17 protein-coding genes are annotated in these 18,356 nt (G+C 68.8%); 5 read left to right on the top strand and 12 right to left on the bottom strand.

Annotation, left to right across the window (positions count from 1 at the left end):
* Positions 1–48 precede the first annotated feature (48 nt).
* Together BLP88_RS05580 and BLP88_RS05575 are read right to left on the bottom strand one after the other, a co-directional pair.
* Positions 49–1,428, bottom strand: coding sequence for a class I SAM-dependent RNA methyltransferase (locus BLP88_RS05580; protein WP_074587579.1), 1,380 nt, complete (start codon positions 1,426–1,428; stop codon positions 49–51).
* A complete protein-coding gene (locus BLP88_RS05575; protein WP_074587577.1) occupies positions 1,425–3,401 on the bottom strand; it encodes an APC family permease in 1,977 nt (658 codons plus the stop codon). The genes BLP88_RS05580 and BLP88_RS05575 overlap by 4 nt, the downstream gene beginning before the upstream one ends.
* A 99-nt stretch (positions 3,402–3,500) precedes the next feature.
* Here BLP88_RS05575 and BLP88_RS05570 point away from each other — a divergent pair, with 99 nt between their 5' ends.
* Entirely contained in the window at positions 3,501–4,175 is a 675-nt protein-coding gene (locus BLP88_RS05570; RefSeq protein ID WP_074587576.1) for a potassium channel family protein, read from the top strand.
* The gene (locus BLP88_RS05565) at positions 4,172–4,897 is read left to right on the top strand and encodes a potassium channel family protein (protein WP_074587574.1); all 726 of its coding nucleotides are present in this window, start codon (positions 4,172–4,174) and stop codon (positions 4,895–4,897) included. Before BLP88_RS05570 ends, BLP88_RS05565 begins: the two co-directional genes overlap by 4 nt.
* A gap of 28 nt (positions 4,898–4,925) precedes the next feature.
* Here BLP88_RS05565 and BLP88_RS05560 read toward each other — a convergent pair whose 3' ends face one another.
* The 4 genes from BLP88_RS05560 to dut all read right to left on the bottom strand — a co-directional run bounded on the left by BLP88_RS05560 (position 4,926) and on the right by dut (position 7,419).
* Positions 4,926–5,693 (bottom strand): DUF3159 domain-containing protein, encoded by a 768-nt coding sequence (locus tag BLP88_RS05560; RefSeq protein ID WP_373366912.1) that lies wholly within the window; start codon positions 5,691–5,693, stop codon positions 4,926–4,928.
* On the bottom strand, positions 5,690–6,031 hold the full coding sequence (locus tag BLP88_RS05555; protein ID WP_218871969.1) for a hypothetical protein: 342 nt from the start codon (positions 6,029–6,031) through the stop codon (positions 5,690–5,692). Before BLP88_RS05555 ends, BLP88_RS05560 begins: the two co-directional genes overlap by 4 nt.
* Positions 6,024–6,761, bottom strand: a complete 738-nt coding sequence (locus BLP88_RS05550; protein ID WP_074587572.1) for a DUF3710 domain-containing protein — start codon at positions 6,759–6,761, stop codon at positions 6,024–6,026. The genes BLP88_RS05555 and BLP88_RS05550 overlap by 8 nt, the downstream gene beginning before the upstream one ends.
* Before the next feature lie 145 nt (positions 6,762–6,906).
* Positions 6,907–7,419 (bottom strand): dUTP diphosphatase, encoded by a 513-nt coding sequence (gene dut, locus BLP88_RS05545; RefSeq protein WP_074587570.1) that lies wholly within the window; start codon positions 7,417–7,419, stop codon positions 6,907–6,909.
* A gap of 79 nt (positions 7,420–7,498) precedes the next feature.
* Here dut and BLP88_RS05540 point away from each other — a divergent pair, with 79 nt between their 5' ends.
* A complete protein-coding gene (locus BLP88_RS05540) occupies positions 7,499–7,984 on the top strand; it encodes a DUF3093 domain-containing protein (protein WP_074587568.1) in 486 nt (161 codons plus the stop codon).
* Between the two features lie 21 nt (positions 7,985–8,005).
* Here the strand turns inward: BLP88_RS05540 and BLP88_RS05535 are convergent, their stop codons facing one another.
* Positions 8,006–8,305 (bottom strand): DUF4193 domain-containing protein, encoded by a 300-nt coding sequence (locus BLP88_RS05535; protein ID WP_074587566.1) that lies wholly within the window; start codon positions 8,303–8,305, stop codon positions 8,006–8,008.
* A 157-nt stretch (positions 8,306–8,462) separates the two neighbouring features.
* Between BLP88_RS05535 and sepH the strand changes: the two genes are divergently transcribed.
* The gene (gene sepH / locus BLP88_RS05530) at positions 8,463–9,923 is read left to right on the top strand and encodes a septation protein SepH (RefSeq protein ID WP_373366899.1); all 1,461 of its coding nucleotides are present in this window, start codon (positions 8,463–8,465) and stop codon (positions 9,921–9,923) included.
* A gap of 19 nt (positions 9,924–9,942) precedes the next feature.
* Here sepH and BLP88_RS05525 read toward each other — a convergent pair whose 3' ends face one another.
* From BLP88_RS05525 to BLP88_RS05510, 4 genes are read right to left on the bottom strand one after another with little or no spacing between them, the layout of a single operon-like run.
* Positions 9,943–10,650 carry a thymidine kinase gene (locus tag BLP88_RS05525; RefSeq protein ID WP_074587565.1) on the bottom strand — a complete coding sequence of 236 codons (708 nt, stop codon included), beginning with the start codon at positions 10,648–10,650 and terminating at the stop codon, positions 9,943–9,945.
* Positions 10,643–11,884, bottom strand: a complete 1,242-nt coding sequence (locus BLP88_RS05520; protein ID WP_074587563.1) for an alkaline phosphatase family protein — start codon at positions 11,882–11,884, stop codon at positions 10,643–10,645. The genes BLP88_RS05525 and BLP88_RS05520 overlap by 8 nt, the downstream gene beginning before the upstream one ends.
* Positions 11,885–11,886: 2 nt before the next feature.
* Entirely contained in the window at positions 11,887–12,612 is a 726-nt protein-coding gene (locus BLP88_RS05515) for a DUF5998 family protein (protein WP_074587562.1), read from the bottom strand.
* 45 nt (positions 12,613–12,657) lie between these two features.
* Positions 12,658–15,348, bottom strand: a complete 2,691-nt coding sequence (locus tag BLP88_RS05510) for a bifunctional acetate--CoA ligase family protein/GNAT family N-acetyltransferase (protein ID WP_074587560.1) — start codon at positions 15,346–15,348, stop codon at positions 12,658–12,660.
* Between the two features lie 68 nt (positions 15,349–15,416).
* Here BLP88_RS05510 and BLP88_RS05505 point away from each other — a divergent pair, with 68 nt between their 5' ends.
* Positions 15,417–17,954, top strand: a complete 2,538-nt coding sequence (locus tag BLP88_RS05505; RefSeq protein ID WP_074587558.1) for a DNA gyrase/topoisomerase IV subunit A — start codon at positions 15,417–15,419, stop codon at positions 17,952–17,954.
* Here the strand turns inward: BLP88_RS05505 and BLP88_RS05500 are convergent.
* On the bottom strand, positions 17,951–18,346 hold the full coding sequence (locus tag BLP88_RS05500) for a VOC family protein (protein ID WP_074587557.1): 396 nt from the start codon (positions 18,344–18,346) through the stop codon (positions 17,951–17,953). The two genes, BLP88_RS05505 and BLP88_RS05500, sit on opposite strands and share 4 nt — an antisense overlap.
* Positions 18,347–18,356 lie beyond the last annotated feature (10 nt).

Raw genomic sequence — 18,356 nt, 5'->3', positions numbered from 1 at the left:
TGGCCAGGGACGCGACATGGGACGACTATGGCCCCATCGTAATGTCGGCTAGGCGTCGGGCACCAGCAATGCCACGGTTTCGAGGTGGTGGGTGTGCGGGTACAGGTCGAAGGCCCGCAGTCCCTCCAGTTTCCAGCCGCCCGCATGGAAGTAGCCCAGGTCCCGGGCGAACGACGCCGGGTCGCAGGACACGTAGGCGATGGCGCGCGGTCCGGAGTCCATGAGCTGGCGCACTACGGCCTTCCCGGCACCGGCCCGGGGCGGGTCGATGAGGAGGGAGTCGAAACGCCGCGGACGGTTCCGCAGCACGCGTTCGACCCGGCCCTGCACGATCTCGACGTGTCCTTCGCCGTGCAGGTTCTTGCGCGCGTCCCGGCTGGTGCCCGGAGAGCCTTCCACGGACAGCACGGAACCGGTGATCCCGACGGCGTCCGCCAGCGGGGCGGTGAACAGGCCGGCTCCGGCGTAAAGATCGGCGACGGCCGAGCCCGGAAGGAGGTAGCCGCCGTCGTGCAGGAACGTGCGGACGGCGCCCACCAGGGTTTCCGGGGCGTCCTTGTGGATCTGCCAGAATCCCTCGCCGGTGACCCGGTATTCGTGCCCGGCGGCGGATTCCTGCACCCAGGTGCGGCCGCGCAGCTGAAGTACCTGGCCCTTGGCCGGGTCGAAGCGGGCAACTGAAACATCGTGCGGCAGCCGGGCCAGGATCCTGCCCAGCCGCTTCGGGTCGGCGTCGTCCTCGGGGGCGAGCAGCACCAGGGGCCGCGAGCCGTTGGCCGGGGCGGCGACTTCGACGCGGGCGATGCCGCGCAGGTCGAGCTCCCAGAGTTTCAGCTCGTTGATTCCCGGCACGGCGAGCGGCATCTCACGCACCGGCACCACGACGTCGGAGCGGTGCGCGTGCATCCCGAGCCGGCCGTCCGGGGTCACGGCAAAACCGGCACGGGTGCGCCAGGCCAGTCCGCCGCCGTCGTGCTCTTCGCCGCTGCCGGGGCGCTGGCCCACGGCCTCCACGTCCACCCGGAGGTCCAGCCCGGCGAGCCGCTTCAGCTGCTCGGCGAGGACCTCGGATTTCAGCTGCCGCTGCCGTTCGAGTCGGATGTGCCCGAACTCGGCGCCGCCCACCGGCGGACCGCCCTTGCGCCATGCGGCGGCCGAATCCGCCAGCGGCCAGAAATGCCGCCGCCGGTCGTCCGAGGCTTCCAGGACCTCGACGACGTCGGCGCGCCAGAACTTCGATCCGTCGTCCGCGTCGGTGAGGCGGGCCCGGACCTTCTCCCCCGGGATGCTGTGCCGGACGAAAACCACCCGGCCTTCGTGGCGGGCGACGAAATGCCCGCCATGGGCGACAGGCCCGACGTCGAGCACCAGTTCGCGCGGGGCCGCGTCACTGTGGCGGCCGGGACGGGAAAGCTGGTGTTGCGTCATAGGGTGTCCTGCAGTGCCTTTGCTTCTTCGGAGGATTTGAGCTGCCACGGCACACTGGCCACCATGACGCCGGGTTCGAAGTGCAGCCGCGCCTTGATGCGCAGCGCCGTCTGGTTGTGCACCAGCTGTTCCCACCATTTGCCGACCACGTATTCGGGAATGTAGACCACGATCAGGTCCCGGGGCGAATCGCGGCGCATGTTCTTCACATAGGACATGATGGGCGTCACGGTTTCGCGGTACGGGCTGGCGAGCACGGTCAAGGGCACCGGGATATCCAGCTTTTCCCAGTCCGCGACCGTGTGCGCGGTCTCCTCCGAGTCGATGTCCACGATGATCGCGTCGAGCCGGGACGGGCGGGAAGCCCGGGCGTAGGCCAAGGCCCGAAGCACCGGCTTGCGGACGTGCGAGACCAGCAGGATCGCGTGCACCCGGGTGGGCAGGGCACGCGGCGAGGAGTCCTCGTCCACGGCCAGTTCCTTGGCCACGTTGTCGTAGTGGGCGCGGATGCTCCACATGATCAGGAACAGCACGAACATGGCCAGCAGGGCCAGCCAGGCGCCCTGTTCGAACTTGGTGATGAGCACGATCGTCAGCACCAGCGCCGTCATGCCGAAACCCACCATGTTGATGGTGCGGGACTTGAGGACCCGGCGCCGCACGGCTTTGTCGCGGGCCAGTTTCAGCTCACGGCCCCAGTGCCGGATCATCCCGAGCTGGCTGGCCGTGAAGGAGATGAACACGCCCACGATGTAGAGCTGGATCAGGCGGGTGACGTCGGCGTTGAAGGACAGGATGAGCACCAGCGCACCGGCGGCGAGGGCGAGCACACCGTTGCTGTAGGCCAGGCGGTCTCCCCGGGTGCGGAGCTGGCGGGGAAGGTAGCCGTCCTGGGCGAGGATGGAGCCGAGCACGGGGAAGCCGTTGAACGCGGTGTTGGAGGCGAACACGAGGATGATGCCGGTGGCGGCCACCACGATGTAGAAGGGGATGGACCCGGCGCCGAAGATGGTCTGGGCGATCTGGCTGATCGCCGGGTTCTGGATATAGTCCTCCGGCAGGGGCTGGCCGTTCAGCAGGAACTCGGTGGCCGGGTCCAGCACGATGTGCACCTTGGTGGCGTTGGCCAGGTAGATGATGCCGGCGAGCATGGCGGAGGCGATGACGCCGAGCATCAGCAAGGTGGTGGCGGCGTTCTTGCTCTTGGGCTTCTTGAAATTGGGCACGCCGTTGCTGATGGCCTCCACACCGGTGAGGGCCGCAGCGCCCGAGGAGAACGCGCGCAGCAGCAGGAAGGCCCCGGCCAGGCCCACGAGGCCTTCGTCGAAACCTTCTTCCGGAACGATGGTGAACGCGGCCGAGGGCGCCTGCCCCAACTGGCCCGTGACCGCCTGGAAGATGCCGACAGCGGTCATGCCGAGGATGGAGAACATGAAGATGTAGGTGGGGACCGCGAAGACCGTGCCGGCTTCTTTGATGCCGCGCAGGTTGACCAGCGCCAGGATGACGACGCCGATGGTCGCGATCAGGGCCTGCTGGCCGTGCAGGGACGGCACCGCCGTGGTCAGGTAGGTGGCCGCCGAGGACATCGACACCGCGACGGTGAGGACATAATCCACCAGCAGGGCCGACGCGACCGTGAGGCCGGCGTACTTGCCGAGGTTGACGTTGGCGATCTCGTAATCGCCGCCGCCGGAAGGATAGGCGTGGACGTTCTGCCGGTACGAGGCCACGACTGTGAGCAACACCACCATGACGGCCAGGCCCACGAGCGGTGAGAAGGACACGGCACTCACACCGGCCAGGGCCAGGGTGAGGAGGATTTCGTCCGGCGCGTAGGCCACGGAAGACAGGGCGTCGGAGGCGAAGATCGGCAGTGCGATGCGCTTCGGCAGCAGGGTGTGGGACAAGCGGTCGTTCCGGAAGGGCCGCCCCACCAGAACCCGTTTCACCGCGTTGAAAATAGTCAGCACCCGGCCACGTTACTCGCAATCACAGGGGATGTCATGGCACACCACATCCGCCCCGGTAGAGTCTTACGCAGCGAGAAGCACAAGTTTGAAGGAGAGACGGTGGCTCACTTCGTGATCATGGGTTGTGGGAGGGTCGGCGCCACGCTGGCACACACCCTTGAGGATTCGGGCCACTCGGTGGCCATCATCGACCAGGACGACCGGGCCTTCCGCCGCCTCCGCAGCGGATTCACCGGCCGGAAGGTCACCGGCGTGGGCTTCGACCGGGACACCCTGAAGCAGGCCGGATGCGATGAGGCTTACGCTTTCGCCGCCGTCTCCAGCGGCGACAATTCGAACATCCTCGCCACCCGGGTGGCCCGCGAAACCTTCCACGTGGCCCACGTTGTGGCCCGCATCTACGATCCCGGACGGGCCGAGATCTACCAGCGCCTGGGCATTCCCACCGTGGCCGCCGTGCGCTGGAGCGCCGACCAGGTGCTGCGCCGCATCCTGCCCGAACAGCACCTCGCCGGCGACTACCGCGAGCCCTCGGGCCGCCTGGTCCTGGCCGAAGTGGACCTGAACGAGAAGTGGATCGGCCACCCGCTCAGCGCGATCGAAGCGGCATCCGGAACCCGGGTGGCCTTCCTGACCCGCTTCGGCGAAGGCATCCTGCCCGGCCCCGGCACCTCCTACCAGGAAGGTGACACCGTGCACGTGATGCTGGAAATCGACCGCAGTGACGAAGTGCAGCGCGCCTTGGCCGGCGTTCCCGCGAAGGAGTCCGAGTGAAAGTCGTCATCGTCGGCGCAGGCAGCGTGGGCTCCTCGATCGCCCGGGAACTGCTGGCCCACAAGCACGAGATCCTGCTGATCGACCTCAAGCCCGAAGTCATCGGCCGCAGCGGGCTGCGCGGTGCCCGGTGGCTCGTGGGCGACGCCTGCGAACTGAGCACCCTGCAGGAAGCGAAACTGGAGGAGGCCGACGTCGTCGTGTCCGCGAGCGGCGACGACAAGGTCAACCTGGTCGTGTCCCTGCTGGCAAAGACCGAATTCGGGGTCGGCCGCACGGTGGGCCGGGTGAACAACCCGAAGAACGACTGGATGTTCAACGATTCGTGGGGAGTCGACGTCGCGGTTAACACGCCGCAGCTGATGACGGCCCTCGTGGAAGAGGCGGTGGAGATCGGCGACCTCGTGCGCCTGCTGACCCTGCAGACCGGGGTGTCCTCGCTGGTCGAGTTCACGGTCCCCCATGATTCGCACATCATCGGCAGCACGGTGGGGGGCATCGACTGGCCGGAGGATTCCACGCTCGTGGCCATCCTGCGCGACCATGCACCCATTACCCCCAGCCGGGACGACGTGCTCGACGGCGGTGACGAACTGTTCTTCGTGACCACGATCGCCGCCGAAGACGGGCTGCGTGCCCTGTTGTCACCCTCCGTGCACGGCGGTCAGGCGGCCGAAGAGGAACGCCCGGAGCAGGCGGACGACGACGGCTTCGACGGCTGAACCGGTTCGGCGCCTGGGCCGGATCCGGCTATTTGGCCGGTCCGCGTCCCGCGGGCCGGCTCAGCAGCCACGCCACCCAGAGGCCGAGGATGTACAGCGGAGCGCCCATGATCAGGCGCATCGTGGCCAGGGCGGCCAGGCCCGCCTCCCCTTGCAGGTACAGCGGCAGCTGGACCACCAGCCTGAGCGCCAGCACGCCGATGACCACCCAGGTGGCGATGTTGTAGGCGCGCAGCCGTTCGGGGTCCTTGCGCCACTCCAGGCCCTCGTTGCGTACGAAGCCGAACAGCAGCCCGGCGATCGGCCACTTCAGCACGATCGAAAGCAGCAGCCCGGCGATGTAGGCGGCGTTGGTGTAGAAGCCCAGGACGTAGAAGTCTTCGGCCTTGCCTGTGGTGTTGGCCAGCCAGGCGGAGATCGCGACGCCGGCGATTCCGGCCAGTGCCTGGGTCAGCGGCCGTCTCTGCACCAGGCGGGCCACGGTGAAGAGGGCCGCCGCGGCGAGGGCGGCCACCAAGGACAAGGCCAGTTCGCGGGTGATGGTGAATGCGACCAGGAAGACCAGCCCGGGAAGGATGCTCTCGGCGATGCCCTGGATGCCGCCGGCGGACTTGAGGATGTCCACATGGCCGTGCTTGTTCCGCTGCAGGCCGGCTTTCTCCGCATAGCCTGCGGCCAGCGCGGCGATGCCCGGCTCGCCCTCCTGTGCGGGCTGTTCTGCCGGGCCCGTTTCCGGGGCCGGCCGGATATCGGCCGGACCGCTCTTGTCCGGGTCTGTTCCGTTGGCGGTCATCAGCGCTCCTGCCGGGTGAGGATTTCGTAGCGGGGGTTGAACATGGTGGGTGTTCCTTCGCGAACGGTGACCATTCCTTCAAAATGGAGCTTCGCGCCCGGCTCCACTCCGGGTACCCTGCGCCGCCCGAGCCAGACCACCCGAAGGTGCGGCGGCGAGGCCGCAGCCGCGCCGTGGATGATGTTTTCGACCACGATCGCGGCGAACTGGGCCCTTTCACTGGCAGGCACGTAAGTCACCGACTCGATGAAGCCTGTGCAGCTGACGCGCCCCCGCAGCGGAAGGTCGCTGATCTCGCGGGGTTCCCCGGGGAGGCTGCCCCGGATCTGTCCGTCAACCAATCTCGGTGATCTCCGGGCCCCGCTCGGGTTTCGCCAGGCCGGGCGCGGGTGCGCCGTCCTGCCCGGCGACGGCGGCATCCTTGGGCAGGCGCAGCTGGAGCAGTTCGCGCGGTGGCATCGGGTTGTCGCCGCGGACCACGACGACGCGCCGGAAGAGTTCCTCGAGTCCGGCCGCAGTTTCGCGTTCCAGGGCTGCCGGGCCGCCGATGACGCCCCGTAGGAACCAGCGCGGTCCGTCCACGCCCATGAACCGCGCGGCACGGAAGCCTTGGAGGCCCTGCGCCGTTTCGCTCGGCAGCTTCGCCACGAGCTCGGGGCCGAAGGCACCGGCGATCTCCTCGGTCTCGCCGCCCTGGCTGGCCACGGACTCGCCGATCTGCTCGCGGATCTCGTCCCACAGCCCTTCGGAGCGCGGGGCGGCAAAGGCCTGCAGCTGCAGGCTGGATCCTTCCAGATCCATGGTCACGGCGACCACCCGCTGGCTTGCCTCTTCGACTTCCAGACGGAGTTGGAGGCCCTCGACCGGCTGGATCAGCAGGGCACCGAGATCGAGGTAACCGTCCTGGCTGTCGATTTCGGAGACATCCCATGGCCCCTTGGCCAGCCGGAAATCACCCTTCGCCTTTCCGCCTTCCGGGGCACCGCCGTCGGCCGTTCCGGCCTCAACCGTGTCCTGCTCCGCAGCCTCCGGCTGGACGGCCTTGGACTTCTTGCCGCGCCCAAAAAACATGGGGTTCTCTCCTTGTGTTGTGGTCTATCCCCCGGTAAACCGCGGACCGCCGGATTGTTCCCGGGAGGTCCGGTTCCGGAACAGCCGGGGCTGCCGGACGCTGCGGAAGGTTACAGGCTTGCAGGTAGGTACAGCCTTGCAGGTATCAGGCGTTTGCGGTCGAGAAACCGCCGGTGGAACCAAAACCGCCGTCGCCGCGCACGGTTTCCGAGAGTTCTTCCACCTGGACGAAGCCGGCGTATTCGACTCGCTGGATCACCATCTGCGCGATCCTGTCGCCGCGCTTGAGTTCGATCGGCTGCATGAGGTCCGTGTTCAGCAGGGTCACGGCGATTTCGCCGCGGTACCCGGCATCGACGGTTCCGGGAGCGTTGACCACCGTGAGGCCGTGCTTGGTGGCCAGGCCGGAGCGCGGATGGATCAGGGCGACATAGCCGTTCGGCAGGCCGATGGAGACGCCGGTCGGCACCAGTTTCCGTTCCCCGGGTGCCAAGGTGACGTCTTCGCGGGCCCGCAGGTCGGCCCCGGCGTCACCCGGGTGGGCGTAGGACGGGGCCTCCAGTCCGGCGTCGAGCATTTTCAGCTCGACCCGGAGGGTCGGGGCGCCGAATTCGGCGGGGGCTTCTGCTGGGCTGATGACTGCTGACTCCTGGCTCACAATGCCTCATTCTAGCGTCCGGACCCGCTGCTCCGCGCCCGCGTCAGGCGGGGTGTGGACGGAAGGATAAGCTGGAGCCATGCCTGAAGCGACTGCGTCCTCCCCCGTGCCCGGCCAACCCCAGAACGGAGCGGAAGTCCTGTTCACGGAGAAGCTGTGGCCGTCGGTGTGGATCTGGCTGATCGTCATCGGCCTCTCGGGTGCGGGCATCCTGGTCTTCGCACCGATCAGCTTCCTGGCAGGGATCATCGCGGCGCTGGTGCTGGCGGGGATCATGACGGTCCTGCTGCTCCTGTCCACGCCGAGCATCGTGGTCCGCAGGGATACCCTGCAGGTGGGCCGGGCGAGCATTCCGCGCAACCTGCTGGGTCCGGCCGAGGCCTTCCGCAAGGACGAGGCCACGGCCGAACGCGGTACCCGCCTCAACGGCCTGGCGTTCCTGTGCATCCGCGGCTGGATCGATCCCGTAGTGCGCATCCCCGTCACCGACCCGGAGGACCGCACCCCCTACTGGCTCACCTCGACCCGCCGGCCCGAGGAACTCCTGAAGGCACTGGCTTCCTGACCGGCCTTCCCGGTCCGGCCCTTAGCCTTCGCACTCCAGGCAGTACAATTTTCCGTCCTTTTCCCGGGCAATCTGGGAGCGGTGCTTCACCAGGAAGCAGTTGGCGCAGGTGAATTCGTCGGCCTGGGCGGGGAGGACCTGGACCTGCAGTTCCTCGTTCGACAGATCGGCGCCGGGTAGTTCGAAAGCGTCTGCAAGATCGCTTTCGTCAAGGTCGACTACCGCGGACGATTTCTCCGTCCGGCGGGTCTTGAGCTCTTCAATGGAGTCCTCGCCCGCTTCGTCGTCGACCTTCCGAGGGGCATCGTAATCCGTTGCCATGATCCCTTCTTTACTGCCTAGCGCGTCCAGGCCGGGGGATGCTCCCCCGGCCTACGTATGTAACGCAGGGACGGGTGCTTTTGTGCCCGCGGCCCCTTGAGGGCCCGGAAATCACGGAAAATCGCGGCGCGCCCTTTGTCCTAGTAGGAATTGACCCATGCTGGTGGCAGAGTTTCGACTGTCGGAAAAGGCCATGGTGGAGGATTTGATGCGGGAACTACGGCTTGTTGGCGTCCATGACGACGGCGGACATCTCCTGCTGAGCGGAAGCGGCGGTGAGACGTTCCAGCTGCCGATCGACGAGGCACTGCGCGTTGCCACCAGCCGGACACCTGCCCAGGTGGCCGCCCGCGCCGCCATCGCCCCGGTCGCCATGTCCCCGCGCGACATCCAGGCCCGCATCCGCTCCGGCGCGAGCGCCGCCGAAGTCGCCGAGCTCTCCGGCCTGCCCCTGGCCAACGTCCAGCGCTACGAAGGACCGGTCCTGGCCGAGCGCGAATACATCGCCCAGCAGGCCCGCAAGGTCGAAGTCGCCTCGCCCTCCCCCGGCCACGACCCCTACCGGGCCGCGTTCGGGGATGCACCCGCGAGCCTGGACGACATGGTGACGCACCGGCTTTCGGCACACGGCATCGACCCCTCAACCGTCGAGTGGGATTCCTGGCGGCGCAACGACGGCACCTGGACCGTGGTGGCCCGCTTCGAACCCGACGCCGGCGCACCCGCCAGCATCGGCGAGGAACCTCCGGCGATGTGGACCTTCACCCCGGGCCGCAAGACCCTGCAGAATGCCAACCGCTGGGCGCAGCAGCTCAGCGAACTCGAACCCCTGGACGGCCCGCTGCCGGCCCGGCGGTTGTCCGCCGTCGCGGACCGGCCCTTCGACTTCGAGGCCGACGCCGACGGCACTCCCGCCTCGTCCGGCCCGGACGCGGACGGCCTGCTGGACATGCTCCGCCTGCGCCGCGGACAGCGGCTGGGCATCGATGAAGACGGCGACGACGCCCTCGCCCTGCTGTTGGGCGGCGGCGTTCCGGCCGCACACCCGCGCCCCGAGGAGTCCGATGGCGGAGCGGGCGACGGTCCGTCGGAGGACGCCGATGAGGAGACAGAAAGCCGCCCGGTGGCGCGCCTGAGCCTCGCCTCCCGTAATCCGGCGCCGGCGGACCGGTCCGACCACGAGGACGGCGATTCACTCCACCTTCACGAGGGTGTGAGTACCGATACCCGCGAGATCACGGTGGTGCCGGTGGCCTTGCGTTCCCTCGGGGACACTCCGGCCGGCAGCGCCGCGGCCGAAGAAAACTCCGGGGACACGGAGGACGCGGGCGAGGACACTCCGGAGGAAAGCGGCGAAAGCACCCACCGGGCCGGACTGGACGAACTCCTTGGCGGGGCGTCCCGCCGGCAGAGCGAGGAACCGCGGCACCGCCGGACCCCGCTGACCCCGTGGAACCGGAACACCGCCCCGCCGGCGGGCAGCGCCAAGCCCGGCAGTGCGGGTCCTGCGGCGAAGAACGAGGAAAAGGACGCGGCCCCCGCGGAGCGCCCCGCACGGCCCAAGCGTTCGAGCGTGCCCAGCTGGGACGACATCGTCTTCGGCACCCGCGGCGACTGATCCGGTTTGTTGACCCCGGCTATTTAGCCTGGCCACTGGAGCCCTGCCAAAGGCACGCGTCCAGCTCAAACGGCAGCGATTGCTCGCGTCCGGCCATCAGGCCCGCGGCGTGGGCGGTGACCCGGCGCATGTAGTGGCGCCGGCACAGCGTTTCATATCCGATCTGCGGGCCGCCGCTCCCGGGTGCCGGACCGTCGTCGACGACGTCGCCCACCACCACCTGCTCGCCGGTGACCACCATGATGCCGTCCACCGTCCGCGCGTTGTGCGTGGCACGGCGGCCGCACCAGCACAGGGCCTGGACCTGCAGGACCTCGATCCTATCCGCGAGTTCCACCAGCCGCTGCGAGCCCGGGAACAGGCGGGCACGGAAATCGGTGGTGATTCCGAAGGCAAACACGTCCACGTCCATCTCGTCCACCAAGCGGGCAAGCTGCTCCACCTGTTCCGGCGAGTAGAACTGGGCTTCGTCGCAGATCAGGTAATCCACGCGCAGGCCGCCGGTCCGGCGTCGTACGGTTTCCTCCCAGAAGTCCGTGCCGTCCCCGACCTCGACGGCGTCACTGCGCAGACCGAGGCGGCTGGAGATCACTGACTCCCCCGCCCGGTCGTTGCGGCTGAAGCGGATGCCGCCGCGGCCGCGCGCCCGGTGGTTGTGGTCCATCTGCAGGGCGAGGGTGGACTTGCCGCAGTCCATGGTTCCGGAGAAGAAGACGAGTTCAGCCACGCCGGCGCTTCGATCCGGCGGCCGGGAAGCACAGCAGCGGCACTTCGCGTTCGGGCTTGGTCAGGGAGCCGTGCTGGCCCACCACCTCCAGGGCCTGCGGGCGGACCCTGCGGGTGTCATAGAGGGCCAGGGTGTCGCGGGCGGCGATCATCACATCGCCGATCCGTGGCGCCACCTCCGGGCGGAGACCGCCGAACAGCCCGGCAGCGAGTCCCTGTTCCCGGGTGAAGGCCCAGATCCGTTCGCCGAAACGGCGGCGCCAGGCATCCAGCAGCGCATCCCGGGCGGCCCCGCCGGCGTCGGGCTCCAGGTAGAGGTGCACCATGCGGGGTTCACCGGCGGTGTGCCGGACCCCGGCCACGAGGGAGGGATCGGCGGAGTAGTCCAGGCGCTGGGATTCGGGCACGTCGAGCATGCCGTGATCGCCGGTGAGGATGATGGTTGTTCCCGCGGGCAGGGAGGCCGAGAGCCGCTTGACCGTGGAGTCGAGCTCCTCGAGCTGGTGCTCCCAGCGTTCGGAGGCGCATCCGTACCGGTGGCCTGCCTTGTCGAGCTCGTTCACGTAGAAGTACATGAGCGAACGGCTGCCGCCGGCCATGGCCTCGGCGGCGAGCGTGGTGCGGGCGTGCAGGGAGGTGCCGCCCAGGAAGCGGCTGCCGCGCAGGGCCGCCCGGGTCATGGGCGACTGGCCGAATTGCGGCAGGCTGACGGTGACGACGTCCAGCTCGTCGGCGGCGCGTTCGAACACGGAAGGAAACGGCTGCCATTGCAGCGGATCAACCTGGGCGTCCCAGTTGCCCAGCAGGTTCACCACCTTGTCCTGGCCGGGGTCCAGGACGTCGTAGCCGACCATGCCGTGCTCGCCGGGGGTGCGGCCCGTGCCGAGGCTGGCCAGCGAGGAAGCCGTGGTGGACGGGAACGCGGAGTCGAGCCACACCGGGACCCTGCCCTGGCCCGCCGAGGCGACGGAGCGCAGGAACGGGGTATGCGCGGCCTTCTTCTTCAGCAGGTTGCGGCCCAGTCCGTCGGCGAGGACCACACAGACCCGCTGCGCCGGGGGCAGCTGCAGGGTGTTGTCGAAGCCGGGCAGGCCCAGGCTCGCGGCGGCACTGGTGAAGACCTCGGCGATGGACTGCTTGCCGTACAGCGGGGCCGCCGGGAGGTCCTCCGGGACGAGCTGGGCGGGGGACGCGGCGGAAGGGCCGGATGTGGCCGGCTGCCTCGAAAGTTCCATGCTCAGCGCTGGTGTCCGCGGCTCAGGCGGTTGCCGAATACGCCCGAGCGGGGCCGGGGCGCCGGGATGGGGGCGTGGGCCGGCGGTGCGGGGGTTCCGGTGTTGACGGCGCGCAAGGCCCGGGCGAAGACTTTGGCGTCGTGCACGGCGCGGGGGCCGTCGGCCTCGGAGCTGATCCGCAGGACGATGTCCTCCTGGCTGATGGTGCCAGTGTAGCCGTGGTCCGCTTCGCACTGCGGGTCGCCGCAGCTGGCCGGTCCGACGTCGAGCCGCTGCCCGCCGGACCAGGCGATGGACAGGGTCAGCTCCCGCACGGGATCGCTGGGCTTGTAGTTCTGCGGTTGGGCGTACATGTAGCTCAATACCACCGAGCGGATCTGGGCCACGGGAACGGATTCGGTGGAGATCTGGGCGACGATCTGTTCGCCCGCCTCGTCAAGCTGTTGGTCGTCCACGTGGGTGATGACCAGCATGTCCTCGGTCAGGACCAGCACGGTGATGTGCCGGCGGACCTCGGCCCGGTCGAAATGCGTTTCCAGATGCACCAGGTGGGCGAGGCAGTCCCGGCCGTCCAGGGCGTCGTCCACCACATCGGCCACGAGCACCGGGTAGAAACCGGCCCGCTGAAGTGCCTGTTCCAGGCTCTGCCCCTGCGTGCTGTGGTTGTGCGCCGCATGGTGCCCGGCTGCTGCCGGGCCGGAAGAGGACATCGGGGACTTCGAGCTCATTCCCCCATTTTCACAGATCCCCGGCAGGCTGCCTAACCGTCCGGCTCAGCGGCGCATCGCGCGGCGGGCGCTGTCGGTGCGCTGCGCGGCGTTGCCGATCCACACCTCGGCGGCCAGGATGCGGGCCCCCTCGGGGTTTGCCAGGACCGGGTTGAACTCCACCAGGGCGATCTCCGGATGGTCGTCCTTCAGCCGGGCCACGCGGGCGGCCAGATCCTCCAGGGCGGCGACGTCGACGGCGGGCAGCCCTTGGTAGCCGAACAGCCGCAGGGAGGCGCGCGGGCCGCGGATGAAGTCGTGGACGTCGGTGGTGGAGAGCGGCGGCGCCCGGTGCGCCCAGTCGTCGAGCAGGTTCACCGCGTCCCCGGCCAGGCCGTAGGAGACCACCGGACCCAGCAGCGGGTCCTCGATGGCCCGGAAGATGCAGGCCTGGCCCACCGGCGCCATGGCCTGCACTTCCAGGGCCGGGGAACCGAACGGCGCCAGCGCACGGCGCATCTGGGCGATGTTGCGGCGCAGCGAGTCGGCGTCCTCGATGTCCAGCCGGACCCCGCCGAGGTCAATGCGGTGCCGCAGTGCCGGGTCGGTGGTCTTGAGCACCACCGGCCAGCCCAGCCGCCCGGCGGCGGCGACGGCGTCGTCGTCGTGCTCGAAGACCGCCGACGGTTCCACCACCATGCCGTAGCGGGCCAGCAGCGAGGCCGCGTCCTCCGGCTCCAGGCGCAGCAGCTGTTCGCCGTGGACCGGGGCGAGCAGGCGCTCCAGGTCCTCCCGGGTGCCCTCCGGATCGCAGCCCTCCGGTTCGACGAGGAGGCCTTGGTCCCTGCCGAGCCAGGCAGAATAGCCGGCGATGGCGGCCAGCGCCGCCACCGCGTTGCCCGGGCTGGAGTAGCACGGAACGCCGGCCCCGGCCGCCTCGGCGGGCAGCATCCCGTCCAGCCGCGCGGCCGGATCCAGCACCCCGCCGAACGCGGCGACCACGGGCTTGCTTGTCCCGGCCGCGCAGTCGGCCAGCACCTTCGCGATGTCCTCGGTGGACACGCTGCGCGCCGGGATCATCGCGGCCATCACCGAATGCACGGCGCCGTCGGCGAAGACATCCCGGAGCTGCGTGCGCAGGCGCTCCAGCGAGACTGAGGCCCCGGAGTCCAGGTCAAGGCCGGTCACCAGCTTCTCCACCCGGAGCCCGTGGTGCCCGGCGGAGTCGGCCACCACCTTGCCCAGCGCGGCGGAGTTGCTGACCACGGCGAGTCCGGGCCCCTGCGGGAGCGGCTGTCCGGACACGATCTGAGCCACGTCCATGAGCTGCTCGACCGTTTCCACGGAAATGACACCGGACTGGCGCATCATGGCATCGAGGGCAGAGGCCGGGGCCATGGTGGTCCGGCCGACGTGCCCGGGCGGCAGGCTGCGGCCGGTGAGGTCGGACTTGGCCACGATCACGGCCTTGCTCCGGGCCAGGCGCCGGGCCAGGCGGGAGAACTTTCGCGGGTTGCCCATCGACTCCAGGTACAGGCCGACGGCGCCGGTGTCGGGATCGTCTTCCCAGAACTGCATGACGTCGTTGCCGGAAACATCCGCACGGTTGCCGGCGGACAGGAGGGAGGAGAGGCCGAGGCCCCGGCGGACGGCCGCCGCGTAGACGGAAACTCCGATCGCCGCGGACTGGGTGAAGAGGCCCAGCCGCCCGCGCGGCGGCATGGCGGGTGCCATCGAGGCATTCAGCGACACACCGGGGTGCGTGTTGATGATGCCCAGGGACTCCGGCCCGATCACCCGCATCCCGTACGAGCGGGCCTGGCGCACAAGGGCCTGCTGCCGCAGCAGGCCGCGTTCGCCGTCGTCGGCGTATCCGGCGGTGGCCACCACGAGTCCCTTGACCCCGGCAGCGGCACAGTCGTCCACGACTTTCGGCACTTCCTCAACGGGGACGGCGATGACGGCCAGCTGTACCGGGCCGGGCAGGTCCGCGATCCGGGCGTAGGACTTCACGCCGCCCAGTTCGAAGGCTTCCGGGTTCACGGCGTACACCGGGCCGCCGAATCCGCCTTCGATCACGTGTTCGAGGAGCTGGTAGCCGACGCTCCCCCATTTGCGGCTGGCCCCGATCACCGCGATCGACGACGGCGCCAGCAGGTCCCGCACGCTGCGCGCCTCGGCGCGGTGCTCGCGTGACTCCATCACGGCGAGCGATTCGCGGGTGGGGTCGATGTTGAACGCGACGCTCACGACGCCGTCGTCGAAGTGACGGGACAGCCGGTATCCGGCGTCGGCGAAGACGCGCAGCATCTTGCTGTTCTCCGGCAGGACCTCGGCGGTGAAGCGGTGGATCCCGTTTTCGCGTGCCGCGGCGGCGAGGTGTTCGAGCAGGGTGGAGCCGATGCCCCTGCCCTGCTGGGCATCGGAAATGTTGAACGCGACCTCCGCTTCGCCACGGTCCTCGAGGCGGTCGTAGCGGCCGATGCCGACGATGGCCCCGCCGATGGTGATCACGAAAGCGACCCGGTCCGTGTGGTCCACTTCGGTGAAGCGGCGCAGTTCCTTGCTGGAAAGCCTGGCCTTGAAGCTGAAGAACCGCAGATAGATGGAGGCCTGTGACTGCCCGGCGTGGAAGGCCTGGACGGCGTCCGCATCGGCCGGGGAAATGGGCCTCAGGTGCGCGATTCCGCCGTCGCGCAGGACGACATCGGCCTCCCAATATTCCGGATATACGCCGGTGCCGGGCTCATCCACCATAGGCTTAGCGTAGTCAATCTTCCGCAGGACACCCTTCCCGCAGTACACCTTAAGGATCCGCCCGCTCCATGGCACGCAGCCAAAGTCCTTCCCGCGCCAAAGCAGCAGCCGCTGCAGACAGCGGCGACTACACCGAAAACATCATCGATATCGACGTCACTTCCGAAATGGAAGGCTCCTTCCTGGAGTACGCCTACTCTGTGATCTATTCACGGGCGCTGCCCGATGCCCGGGACGGCCTCAAGCCTGTCCAGCGCCGCATCCTCTACATGATGAGCGACATGGGGCTGCGCCCGGACCGCGGCCACGTCAAGAGCGCCCGCGTGGTGGGCGAGGTCATGGGCAAGCTGCACCCGCACGGCGACGCCGCCATCTACGACGCCATGGTGCGCATGGCACAGGACTTCTCGCTGCGCCTGCCGCTGATCGACGGGCACGGCAACTTCGGCTCCCTCGACGACGGCCCGGCGGCCCCGCGGTACACCGAAGCCAGGCTCGCGGCAGCGGCCCTGACCATGACAGACCACCTCGATGAAGACGTGGTGGACTTCATCCCCAACTACGACAACCAGCTGACCCAGCCGGATGTCCTGCCGGCCGCGTTCCCCAACCTACTGGTGAACGGCACCACGGGCATCGCCGTCGGCATGGCCACCAACATGGCCCCGCACAACTTGGGCGAAGTAATTGCCGCCGCCCGGCACCTCATCGCCAACCCGGAAGCCACCCTTGAGGACATCATGCAGTTCGTCCCCGGCCCGGACCTGCCAACCGGTGGCCGGATCGTGGGCCTGGACGGCATCCGCGACGCGTACGCCACGGGCCGCGGCACCTTCAAGACGCGCGCCAAGGTGGAGATCGAGCAGCTGACCGCCCGCCGGACCGGCCTGGTGGTGACCGAGCTGCCGTACATGGTGGGTCCGGAAAAAGTCATCGAGAAGATCAAGGACGCCGTCAACGGCAAGAAGCTCACCGGCATCAGCGACGTCGTGGACCTCACCGACCGGCAGCACGGCCTGCGCCTGGTCATCGAGCTTAAGAACGGCTTCAACCCGAACGCCGTCCTCCAGCAGCTCTACCGCTTCACCCCGATGGAAGACTCCTTCGGCATCAACAACGTTGCCCTCGTGGAAGGCCAGCCGCAGACCCTCGGCCTGCTGCCGCTGCTGCAGGTCTACGTGGACCACCGGCTCTCCGTGGTGCGCCGCCGCACCGCATACCGGCTGGGCAAGAAGAAGGACCGCCTGCACCTGGTGGAGGGCCTCCTCATCGCGATCGTGGACATCGACGAGGTCATCCAGATCATCCGGTCCTCGGACGAAGCCGCCGCCGCCCGCGACCGGCTGATGTCCATCTACGACCTCTCCGAAATCCAGGCGAACTACATCCTGGAATTGCGCCTGCGCCAGCTCACCAAGTACTCGCGGATCGAACTGGAAAAGGAGCAGGAGGAACTGCGGCGCGAAATCGCCGAACTCGAGGCGATCCTGGGCTCGGACACCCTGCTGCGCGAACTCGTCTCCGGCGAACTCGACGGGATCGCCGCGAAGTACGGTACTCCGCGGCGCACCGTGCTGCTCGAATCCGAGGCGGTGTCCCCGACGGTCGCGGCGGCACTTGCGGCCGCGACCCCGGGAGCGAAGGGCAAGGCCGCCGCGCTGCCGCTGGAAATCGCGGACGACCCCTGCTGGGCGATCCTGACGGCGTCCGGGCAGATCGCCCGCACCGCGAACCAGGAGCCCCTGGCCGAGGCCGGGCCGCGCACCAAGCACGACGTGTTCCGCTCCGTGGTGAAGACCTCGGCCCGCGGGGAAATCGGCGCGGTCACCTCGCAGGGCCGGATGCTGCGCGTGCAGGTCATGGACATGCCGCTGCTGCCGCCGGTGGCCGGGCTGCCGAACCTCGCCGGCGGCGTGCCGGCCAAGGACTTCATCACCCTGCTCAAGGGCGAAACCCTGGTGGCCTTCGTTCCGCTGGACTCCATCCTGGCCCTCGGCACCGCCCAGGGCGTGGTGAAGCGGGTCCAGCCGGACTACCCGCTGAACCGCGAAGACTTTGACATTATCGCGCTCAAGGACAAGGACCGCGTGATCGCGGCCGAGCCCGCGGCCGAGGACACGACCGAGCTGGTCTTCCTGACCCGGCAGGCCCAGCTGCTGCGCTTCGCCGCCTCCGCGGTACGGCCGCAGGGCCGCACGGCCGGCGGCATGGCCGGCATCAAACTCGCCCCCGGCGACGAAGTGCTCCACTTCGGTACTGTCCGCGCGGACGACCCCGCCGCCGTCGTCGTCACGATTGCCGGGAACAACGGCGCGCTGCCGGGTACGGCACCGGGAACCGCGAAGGTAACAGCGTTCGACGAGTACCCGGCAAAGGGCCGCGCCACGGGCGGCGTGCGGGCCCACCGCTTCCTCAAGGGCGAAGACACCCTGCTGCTCGCCTGGGCCGGCCACGGACCGGCCAAGGCGTCCTCCGCCGCCGGCGTGGCCCGTGCCTTGCCCCAGGAACACGGCCGCCGCGACGGCTCCGGAGTCCCCCTGTCCCAGCCGGTGGACGCCATCGGCGCCACCATGGCGTGGGGGGAGGCAGCCGGAAGCGAAGGTTAGGTGTTCGAGGCCGGCATCGTGTTGAGGCTGAGGATGTTCCCTTCCGAATCCAGGAACCAGCCGCCACGCTCGCCGTCAGGCATCGTGGCAACACCGTTCTCGGTTTTCAGCCCGGGCAGGTCGTAGTCCTCGAAGACCACGCCACGGGACCGCAGATCGGCCATCTCGGCGTCCAGGTCGTCCGTGACCCAGCCCATCTGGGTGTTCTTCGCCGTGCCGGCATTGCTGGTCTGGTACAGCAGGAAGGCCGTGCCGTTGCCGCACCTGTACATGAGGTTGTCGCCGGCATCCGGATTGTCCGGTTCGAGTCCGAGCTTGTCGCGGTAGAACTCACGGGCACGGTTGATGTCGCTGGCGGGAAGCACGGCCGCGACACTGAGATCCTTAAGCATTTCAGTTCCT

The sequence above is a fragment of the Arthrobacter cupressi genome, assembly GCF_900099975.1.
GTDB lineage: Bacteria > Actinomycetota > Actinomycetes > Actinomycetales > Micrococcaceae > Arthrobacter > Arthrobacter cupressi.
The sequence above is the reverse complement of the archived record's forward strand: the minus strand, read 5'-3'. Positions and strand labels throughout refer to the sequence as shown.